Origin of the sequence: Streptomyces niphimycinicus, from assembly GCF_018883605.1 — a bacterium.
Classification (GTDB): Bacteria; Actinomycetota; Actinomycetes; order Streptomycetales; family Streptomycetaceae; genus Streptomyces; species Streptomyces niphimycinicus.
The window spans coordinates 1-9,090 of record NZ_JAHLEM010000232.1 but is presented as its reverse complement, the minus strand read 5'-3'; the positions used below and the strand labels follow the sequence as shown (position 1 = coordinate 9,090).

Annotated in this window: 8 protein-coding genes and 2 pseudogenes; 6 read left to right on the top strand and 4 right to left on the bottom strand. The window is 68.4% G+C overall.

What is annotated here, in order from left to right:
* A partial coding sequence (locus tag KN815_RS21365; protein ID WP_507229905.1) for a glycoside hydrolase family 38 N-terminal domain-containing protein occupies window positions 1-1,375 on the bottom strand: 1,375 nt, incomplete at its 3' end.
* 364 nt (window positions 1,376-1,739) lie between these two features.
* Here KN815_RS21365 and KN815_RS21360 point away from each other — a divergent pair.
* The 3 genes from KN815_RS21360 (at window position 1,740) to KN815_RS21350 (ending at window position 4,757) form a co-directional block, all read left to right on the top strand.
* Window positions 1,740-2,822, top strand: coding sequence for a LacI family DNA-binding transcriptional regulator (locus KN815_RS21360; RefSeq protein WP_372458423.1), 1,083 nt, complete (start codon window positions 1,740-1,742; stop codon window positions 2,820-2,822).
* 262 nt (window positions 2,823-3,084) lie between these two features.
* Window positions 3,085-3,855: a phytanoyl-CoA dioxygenase family protein gene (locus tag KN815_RS21355; RefSeq protein ID WP_216343547.1), complete on the top strand. Its 771-nt coding sequence runs from the start codon at window positions 3,085-3,087 to the stop codon at window positions 3,853-3,855.
* Complete coding sequence (locus KN815_RS21350) at window positions 3,852-4,757, top strand: helix-turn-helix domain-containing protein (RefSeq protein ID WP_216343546.1); 906 nt, start codon at window positions 3,852-3,854, stop codon at window positions 4,755-4,757. The genes KN815_RS21355 and KN815_RS21350 overlap by 4 nt, the downstream gene beginning before the upstream one ends.
* A gap of 92 nt (window positions 4,758-4,849) precedes the next feature.
* On the opposite strand, the pseudogene KN815_RS21345 reads toward KN815_RS21350, so the two are convergent.
* Window positions 4,850-5,660, bottom strand: a pseudogene (locus tag KN815_RS21345) (IS256 family transposase); the annotation flags it as partial.
* 82 nt (window positions 5,661-5,742) lie between these two features.
* Between KN815_RS21345 and KN815_RS21340 the strand changes: the two are divergent.
* Both KN815_RS21340 and KN815_RS21335 read left to right on the top strand, forming a co-directional pair.
* Window positions 5,743-5,943, top strand: a complete 201-nt coding sequence (locus KN815_RS21340; RefSeq protein WP_216343545.1) for a hypothetical protein — start codon at window positions 5,743-5,745, stop codon at window positions 5,941-5,943.
* A gap of 75 nt (window positions 5,944-6,018) precedes the next feature.
* Window positions 6,019-6,434: pseudogene (locus KN815_RS21335) on the top strand (protease inhibitor I9 family protein); the annotation flags it as partial.
* A gap of 24 nt (window positions 6,435-6,458) precedes the next feature.
* Here KN815_RS21335 and KN815_RS21330 read toward each other — a convergent pair.
* Window positions 6,459-7,199, bottom strand: a complete 741-nt coding sequence (locus tag KN815_RS21330; RefSeq protein ID WP_216343544.1) for a helix-turn-helix transcriptional regulator — start codon at window positions 7,197-7,199, stop codon at window positions 6,459-6,461.
* A gap of 184 nt (window positions 7,200-7,383) precedes the next feature.
* On the opposite strand from KN815_RS21330, the gene KN815_RS21325 reads away from it, so the two are divergent.
* The gene (locus tag KN815_RS21325) at window positions 7,384-8,241 is read left to right on the top strand and encodes a phytanoyl-CoA dioxygenase family protein (protein ID WP_216343543.1); all 858 of its coding nucleotides are present in this window, start codon (window positions 7,384-7,386) and stop codon (window positions 8,239-8,241) included.
* Window positions 8,242-8,492: 251 nt separating this feature from the next.
* Here KN815_RS21325 and KN815_RS21320 read toward each other — a convergent pair whose 3' ends face one another.
* Complete coding sequence (locus tag KN815_RS21320; RefSeq protein WP_253209143.1) at window positions 8,493-8,927, bottom strand: alkaline phosphatase family protein; 435 nt, start codon at window positions 8,925-8,927, stop codon at window positions 8,493-8,495.
* Window positions 8,928-9,090: the final 163 nt, after the last annotated feature.

Genomic DNA, 9,090 nt, shown 5'->3' with positions numbered 1-9,090 from the left:
CGTCGCCGTAGCCGTAGGGCAGCAGTGAGTGGGATGCGATGGCCTTGTCCTTGAAGGTGGCCACTGCGTGGCCGAGTTCCCGTGCGGTGACTTCGGCGGCGTAGGTCTCGGCGGGCGGGAAGTGCGTGAAGATCCGGGTGCCGTCGATCCCCTCCCACCAGAAAGAATGGTGCGGGAACGTCGTGGTGTCGTTCCACGAGATCTTCTGGGTCAGGAACCAGCGGGCTCCCGCGCGGCGTGCAAGCTGCGGCAGGGCCCCCGAGTAGCCGAAGGAGTCGGGCAGCCACAGCTCGCGCGTGTCGATATCGAATCGGTCGAGGAAGTAGCGTTTGCCATAGGTCAGTTGACGCACCATTGACTCGCCCGTGGGTATCACGCCGTCCGGCTCCACCCACATGCCTCCCACCGGTATGAACCGGCCTTGCTCCACGTACTGGCGCACCCGGGCGAACAGGTCCGGGTAGTGCTCCTCGAGCCACGTGAAGTGCTGCGCCGCTGACATGGTGTACACGAGGTCCTGGTGGGCGTCGAGCAGGGCGAGCACGTTGGAGACCGTGCGGGCGAGCTTGCGTACCGTCTCGCGCAGCGGCCACAGCCAGGCCGAGTCCATGTGAGCGTGCCCGACGGCCGTGATTCGGTGGGCGCTGGCGTGTGCCGGCGAGGCCAGCAGCGGCGCCAGGACCGTGCGCGCCTCCCGGGCGCTCGCCTCGGGGTTCTCGGCGGTGTAGACGTCGAGCGACTCCTCGATCGCGCGCAGCAGCCGCCAGCGACGGGGCTCCTCTTCGCCGAGTTCGGCGGCGAGGCCGCCCAGCACGTCCAGGTCGCAGGAGAGTGCGTGGACGTCCGGGGTGAACACGGCGGTTTCCGCCCGCCGCAGCCGGAACTGTTCGAACGGCTCGCGAGCCCCCTTCTCGCCGTGCTCGGTGACCACGAACGGCGGCAGTCCGAGCAGCAGCGGGTTGGCTGCCGCTTCGACGTAGAGCAGGAACCGGCCCTCGGAATCGAGCAGTTCGTGCCCGGTTCCGCCACCTCGCAGCCGGATCTGGGACTGGCGTGGGTGCAGGCCCTTGACGATTGTGCCGTGCCGGGTGAAGACCAGCGCCTCGCAGTGGCCTCCTACGGAGTGGTCGAACCAACCCAGGTCGAGGAGAAGGTCGACGGGTCCTTCGACGCAGGGGGCCACGCTGCCCTGGATCCGGAACCAGGTCGTCGACCAGGCAGGTCCCCATGAATCGCCCAGTGCAAAGGGCTGGTAGTCGGGGATGCCGCGGCCGGCGTCCTGTCCCAGCCCCAGAGCGTGCGCCACGCTCACCGGTTCTCCGGCATCGGGAACCGCCCACGCCTCCACCTCGACGTCTGCGAGGCGGGTGTGCATGCCGGGAAGTATGCGGTCTCGCCGGACGCGGGCGAGCCGTTCGAGGGTACGCCTGTAGTGGTTGTACACGGGGTGCTCTCTTCCGAGCGGGGAAGCGAAGGTAGTAATACGTTTTAGTGCTATCGCGAGTGGCTGGACGGTAGTACGTTTTAGCCGGCGAGGTCATCAGGAAGTTAAGTCAAGTTTTGGTAACGCTGCCGGCCGGTTGCCTGGCGCCTGTCAGGCCGGGGAGCGGCTTGGGCAGGACCTTGGGCTCATGGCTTGCCGGGAGTCCGCCCGAAGGGGAACGATGCCGAACGACCAGGTCGCGTCAGAGGTACGCACCAGCTCACCCGTCACCGACTCCTCCGGCCCTCCGACACGGTTGCGGAGCACGGACATCGCCCGGTTGGCGGGCGTATCGGTATCGGCGGTGTCCCTGGCGTTCAACGGGCGTCCCGGCCTCAGTGATGCGACGCGCCAGCGCATCCTCGACATCGCGGAAGAACTCAACTGGCGCCCGCATCGAGCCGCACGGGCGCTCAAGGGGGCCAGCAACGAGGCGATCGGAATCGTCATCGCCCGTCCGGCCCAGACACTCGGCGTCGAGCCGTTCTTCGCCCAGTTCCTCTCCGGGCTGCAGTCCCGTCTGTCGAGCAACGGCATCGCGACGCAACTCCTCATCGTCGAGGACGTCACGGCGCAGCTGGCGGTCTACCGGCGCTGGGCCGCGGAGCACCGGGTCGACGGTCTCGTGCTTCTGGACCTCACCGTCGACGACGTCCGCCCCCAACTCGTCGCCGACCTCGGGATCCCCGCGGTCGTCCTCGGCAGCCATGCCGATATGACGCCGCTGACCGGTGTCTGGGTCGACGACCATGCTGCGATGGTCAGTGTCCTGGAGTACCTGGTTTCGCTCGGCCACGGCCACATCGGATACGTCACCGGTGTCACGTCCTACCAGCACACCCAACGCCGCCTTCAGACGGTCGACGAGGGGCGCGCGACGCTCGGCATCGACGTGACCTGCGTCGCCACCGACTACTCGGACGCCCAGGGCGCACTGGCGACCCGCCGTCTGATGGAGGCGGCACCACGCTGCACGGCGATCATCTACGACAACGACATCATGTCGGCGGCGGGCCTGGGCGTCCTCACCGAAATGGGGGTTCAGGTCCCGGGCGAGGTGTCCATCGTGTCCTTTGACGATTCCGTCCTGATGAGTCTGACGCACCCCCCGATCACCGCGCTGACACGCGACACCTTCGCGCTGGGCGAGCTCACTGCCACCGAGCTGCTTCGTGTCGTGGCGGACCGCCCGGCACCCCGCGCCGTGCAGGCGCCCACTCCGCGACTGATCGTACGGGGCAGCACGGCCCCGCTGGAGAGTGCGCTGCGAAGGGAAGGCGCTGCAATCGTTTCGGTGGCGCCACGCACGTCCCGGGACGGCGTTCCGCCTGTTCGCTGACCACCGAACCGGGCCGCACCGCGGCTGGTGAGCCGGTCCCCATCGACGAGTGGGCCGGCCTGTCCCTGTACGGCACCGGTTCGGGTACCTCCACAGTCGGCGGTCGCCCCGGTCGGAAGCGGTGACCAAAGACCGGGTCCATGTCCGTCTCACAAACATCTCCGTCCGCCGCAAGCCTGCCGTGGCATCGACCAGGACGCCTAACCTCGCTGCCAACCCCCGGGAGAAGACACCCGACCGGGAAGGCAAAAGGAGGAAAACCATGATGGAAACTCAGGGCACGGCCGACCTGACGCACGCGGCCCGCCACTACGCCGAAAACGGGTATGTGCTCGTCAAGGGCCTGCTGAGCAGGGACGAAGCCGGGGCATATCGTAGGGAAGCCCACGAGCTGCTCGCCATGCTGGACCACAAAGAGGACGCGACGTGGGAGTCGGGTGCGGACATTTCGGCCGGTGTGCCGACTCGGCTGCAGCACCTGCACGACGTGCAGTTCTACTCCGGGGCGTTCTCCCGACTGCTGGTGGACGAGCGCTTCACCTCGGTCGCCGCCGCGGTGCTGGGCGGGCCGAATGTGCAGTTGCACCACACCAAGCTGTTCGTGAAGCCGCCGGAGAACGGATCGCCGTTCCCTCCGCACCAGGACCACCCGTTCTTCCCGCACACCTACCACCGCATCGGCGCCGCGATCTTCCACCTGGACGACGCGCCGGAGGAGAGGGGCTGCGTCCGTATCGTGCCGGGCAGCCACCTTCAGGGGCCGCGTGAGCACGACGAGGAAGGCGGCTACCACCTGCCCGACGTGCCGTTCGAGACGGCCGTACCGCTTCCCGCCGAGGCAGGCGACGTGCTGTTCTTCTCCTACTTGACCGTCCACGCCTCGGGCGTCAATGTGAGCAGCGAGGCACGTACCACCTGGCTGGTGCAGTTCCGCGACCCGGCGGACCCGCCGGCGATCCGGGCCCACGAATTCTCGTTGGGACAGGGCATGATGCTGGCGGGCGTCGACCCGACGGGCAGGAGCAGCGATTGAGTTTGCGGGACGTGGCGGGGGCCGGCCGGCTCGCGGAGCTGACCGGCCTGCTGGACACCTGCTCCGTCGGGGGCTTCCAGGCCGACTTCGTCGGCTGGGGCTTCTATCCGGCGTCGCCCTGGCGCAACTACTGGCACCGGCATTCGTCCTACGAGGTCTGCCTCGCCTACAGCGGCGCGGGTCGGTTCAGTATCGGTGCGGAGCACCATGACGTCGGTGCCGGCGATGTCTTCGTCGCCCGGCCCGGTGACATCCATGAGATCGAGTCGAGCCAAACCGACCCGCTGGGTATCGCCTTCTGGGGCTTCACTCTGAGGGCAGGAAGGGAGGGTCCTCTACCAGGGGAGCGCGGCTGGTGGTCCGGACTCACCGACACCACCGGACCGGCGGTGTCCCGGTCCATCGGTTCGCTGGCGTCCCTCGTCACCGCGCTCGCCGAGCAGGCGGCGCCTGTGCGGTCCGGGTACGAAACGGGACTGGCCGGCCTTGGCGCCGCCCTCGTGGTGGAGACCGCGCGTGCGTTCGCGGCAGAGGACGACCTGCGGACCGAGTCACCGGTCGGGGGCCGGCTGTCCCCGGCGGTGGCGGCGATGCAGCGATACCTGGCCGACAACCTGTCCCGGCCCATGACGGTCCACGATGTGGCGGCTGCCGTTCACCTGTCGGAACGGCATGCCGAGCGGCTGTTCCGGGAACAGACCGGTGCCTCGTTGATGACGACCATGCGCCGGATGCGGCTCGACCTGGCCGCGGCCCTGCTGCTCACCACCGACACCACCGTGACGGATGTGGCCCAGGCGTGCGGCTACCTCGACGTCCGTGCCTTCAGCACCGCATTCCGCCGTCGGCACGGCCACTCGCCGCTGGCGCACCGGTCCCTCCGGGGCACGCTGCACCTGTGACGACTAGGGTCCGTCTTCAAACGGATCTTGCCCCGAGCAGGAATGATGCGAGGGTGACCGCCACTTGCTACGAAGCGGCGGTCACCCTCGCATCATTCCTGCTCGGGTAAGGCGTTCAGTGCGGTCTTCCAGCGCATGGTCCAGCGGGCCTGGCCCTTACCGGTGGGATCGAGGGACATGATCGCCATGCAGACGCATTTCAACAGCGTCGGCGCACTCGGCGACCCGGTCCAGGGCGGCCTCTTCGGTGGGGGCGGTGTAGACGGGCTTGAGAAGTTTGGCGATCTTGTCCCAGTCCTGGCGGGCGGCATAGCGGAAGGAGTTCCGCGGCAGGTGCACTACGCAGGTCTGGACGATCGTCCTCGGCCAGACCGTCTCCACCGCCTCGGGTAAGCCCTTCAATCCATCGCAGACGAGCATAAGGACGTCGCTCACGCCGCGGTTCTTGATCTCGGTGAGGATGTGCAGCCAGTGCTTGGCACCCTCGCCGCCGTCGCCGGCCCACAGCCCCAAGATCTCCCGTCGGCCCTCGGCGGTGACGGCCAGGGCCACGTAGAGGGGCCGGTTGGCGACCGCGCCGTCACGGATTTTCACGTGGATGGCGTCGACGAAGATAACCGGGTAGACGGCGTCGAGCGGGCGGCTCTGCCATTCGGCCATGCCTTCCAGGACCTTGTCGGTGATGGTGGAGATGGTCTGGCGGGAGACCTCGGCGCCATAGACCTCCGCCAGATGGGCCTGCACTTCGCCGGTGGTCTGGCCCTGCGCGGCCAGCGAGATGACCATCTCGTCGACGCCGGTCAGGACGGTCTTGGAGCGTTTGCCGTTGCGGGAGTTGCCGCCGTCCTTGCCCGCCGGGTCGTGCTTGTCATAGCCGAGATGGTCGGTGATCTCGCCTTCCATGATCGGGAGTTACACCGAACGTCTTACAGTCCCGGCCGTAAGGGGAGACGACCGCTGAGGAGGAAGGTGGCAGCCGTCTGTCGTGGGCGGTCCGCCAGCACAGGCGGCCTGCCGCATCGCGGTAGTAGTTCTGCACGACAATTTGCCGCAGGGCCTCGGCCTGCGGGCCGGGCCGGTGACCCTGTCCGTGCTGGTGGAGGCGCTCCAGCAGGCGGCAGGCGTCGTCTCCGGTCGTGAGAATTCCCTCCAACCGAAGAAGGGGGAACAGCCCCACCCTCCCTGATAGCAGCCCCCTGCAAGCAAAAGGCGTTGCCCGCTGGCCGGTGCGGAGTTGGGTCGGCGTCGATGCGGGGAGGTCACCGTCTACGGCACCCAGGCGAAGAACGCCGTGGACGGCAGCTACATCGTCATGCTCAAGGGCGGCAAGACCGTGAAGACCGCCTCGGAGGGCAAGGACCTCCCCGGGGGTACGTTGGCAAGCTGCGCCGCAGCTACGACTCCGCCATCAATGGCCTCTCCGCCAGCGGGCTGTCCGACACCGAGGCCAAGCGGCTGGCCGCCGACTCGTCGGTCGGCAAGGTGGTCCAGAACCACCGCTACACGATCAAGGGCACCCAGGAGAACCTGCCGTCGTGGGGCCTGGACCGGATCGACCAGGAGGACACGGAGGGCGACAAGGCGTACACCTACCCCGACAGCGCGGGTGAGGGTGTCACCGCGTACGTCATCGACACCGGTATCCGCACCAGCCACAAGGGCTTCGAGGGCCGCGCCGACAGAAGTGCTCCGCCCCGCTACTCACTCGGTCACCGCGCTCCGGTACTCCGAAGGCGTGCTGCCGGTGTCACGACGGAAGGCGGTGGCGAAGTGCTGTGAGGAGGAGTAGCCGAGGTCAGTGGCGATCGTGATGATCGGCAGGTCGGTCTCGGCCAGCAGGAGTCGGGCCCGCCCCATCCGTAGCCGCGCTCGGAACCGGCCGGGGGTCTCGCCGGTCTCCGCGCGAAACAGTTCGGCGAGATAGGCGGGCGACAGGTGTACCTCGGCGGCGAGGGCGTCCACGGTCACGCCTTCGGAAAGGCGGTTCTCGATGAGTCGCCTGGCCATCGCGACAGCCGGGTGCACGGTCAGTTGGCGCCTTGGGCGCGCGTCGTCGGCCAGCCGCGACGCCTCGATCACCAGCAGGGCGGCCGCGGACTCCAACCCGGCCGTGCGCAGCGACTGATAGGTAGTCACCTCGCGCAGGAACAGCTCGAACGGGGGAACCATCGTCCCGGCATCCGTCACGACAAGCGGCTCATGCCGCAGCCAGGCCGGGTGCAGCGCCTCCGCCGACACGATCTGCGCGGGAGCGAGCGCGGCGAAGTAGAAGTGGTAGGGCGCCGTACTGGAGGCCGCCATCGCGTGCGGCAACCCCGGTGGCACGGCCAGCATCCCCCGCGAGGGTATGTGACAGGTGTGACCTGCCACCGTCCACTGCGTGGGTGGGCCGCTCAGTTGCAGATACAGCTCCCAGGCCTCATGGGTGTGCGTCCGGATCACCCAGCTGGTGGGCGCGTGCTGGTCGCCGGCGTGATGGAGCCCAGGAACACCTGCGTGCTGCAAGTGCGCGTGAAACCCGGCTCTCAGCCCTGTCGGACGTTCGATCGACACACCCGAGGATTATATACACGCCCCTGTGAATTCTGTACGCCTCTGCTGGTCCTCTTCTCCTAGCGTCCTGGGTATGGCGAACAACACCTTCACCTTCCTGCCGACCGACGACGATGTGGCCTTTTACCAGCAAAACGGCTGCTGGATCTCCCCGCCGATCCTCCCCGACGACGTGTTGGACACGGCCGAGCGGGGCATGCGCCGTCACTACGCGGGCGATGTCGACCGTCGCGTCGACGGCGACGAGAACGGCGAGAACTCGGGGTGGCGCCCTGAGGACGGAGACGTGCTGCGTAAGAACGACTACGCCTCACTGAGGGTGAGCGAACTGGCTCATCTGGTCCGTCAGTCCGTTATCGCGGCGTGCGCGGCACGACTGGCGGGCGCACCGGAGATCCGGCTCTGGCACGACCAGCTCCTGTACAAGCCGAGCGGTTCAGACCGCCTGGGCAATGTGGGCTGGCACACCGACCGGCGGTATTGGCGCTGCTGCTCCAGCCAGGACATGCTGACCGCGTGGGTGCCGTTCCACGACGTCACCGAGGCTCATGGGCCGGTGATGTTCGCGGCGGGCAGCCATCGCTGGAACGAAACGGCGGATCTCAATTTCTTCGATCAGGATCTGACCACCCTCGAACGTCACGCCGCGGAGCACGACCTGCGCATCGTCAGCGCCACTCTCGCCCGCGGGCAGGTCAGCTTCCATCACTGCAAGACCGTTCACGGCAGTGGTCCCAACCACAGTGGCGAGCCGCGACGGTCGATCGCGATCCACCTGCAACCCGGCGACAATCACCACGTCACGGCCCACAACCCAGACGGCACCGTCGCCACCCACCGCAACGACAACCTGACCGCCGCGCAGGGGAACGGCACTCCCGACTACGCCGATCCGGTCGTGTGTCCTCGGCTGTGGTCGGCCACATCGTGACGGCGCCTGTGTTTCACAGGGGGTACGCGCAGGAGGCTCATGTGGCGGCGATCCGGCTCGTGGAGTTGGCCGCCGGTACGGGACAGGCCGCCGCCCACGACGACGAGTTCGGGGCCGCGGGGTGCACAGCGCGACGCTGCCCGGCCGCCGTGAAGGCCGACGCGTCCTGCTTGCCGGGCCGGGGCCCCCAGGCGCCCGTGGCCGATTCGGGAGGCCCCAGCAGTCGGCGGCTTCCCGCCGGTGACAGCCGGTCAGCGGCGCGGGGGAGGGGAAGGGCCCCCGTCGAGTGTCCAGTGGGGGTCGGGTGTTATGCCCAGGGCCGCGTAAGCGTGGGCGGCGACATCGGCGTGACGGAGGCTGTGCGGCGTGGAGGCGGGGGTGATGCCTGGACCGCTCGCGGCGATCCAGGCGGTGCGCTCCGGTGCACTGCCTCCGCCGTGGCCGCCTTCTTCGCGGTGGCCGTGGTCGGTGACGATGATGATGGTCCACGCCTCGGCAGAGGCATCGGGCCGCTCGCGTACCGCGGCTAGGAGCCGCCCGAGGCGTCGGTCGGCGGTCTCGATCACGCGCCGGTACTCGGGGCCGCAGTCGAGGACGTGCGCGGTCTCGTCGACGGCGCCGAGGTGAAGGAAACAGGCGTCGAGGTCCTCGCCCGAGCCGAGCACCTTTACCGCCTCGGCGGTCACGCTCCGGTCGCACTCCTCCCATACCAGCGGAGGGCGCTGTCGGCGGCGAGGCTGTCGGGCTTCGTGCGCGGTCTGCCCGGCCCGGCCGTGGAACGCGGATCTTCTCCAGCACCGGCTGGAGCTGGGTGCAGTCGGCCCGCTGTCCACCGGTGACAAGCAGGGC

What these genes read in the sequence shown, in the direction of transcription:
- KN815_RS21325 (WP_216343543.1), top strand. Translation starts at nt 7,384, where the DNA reads ATGGCGAACAACACCTTCACCTTCCTGCCGACCGACGACGATGTGGCC.
- KN815_RS21355 (WP_216343547.1), top strand. Translation starts at nt 3,085, where the DNA reads ATGATGGAAACTCAGGGCACGGCCGACCTGACGCACGCGGCCCGCCAC.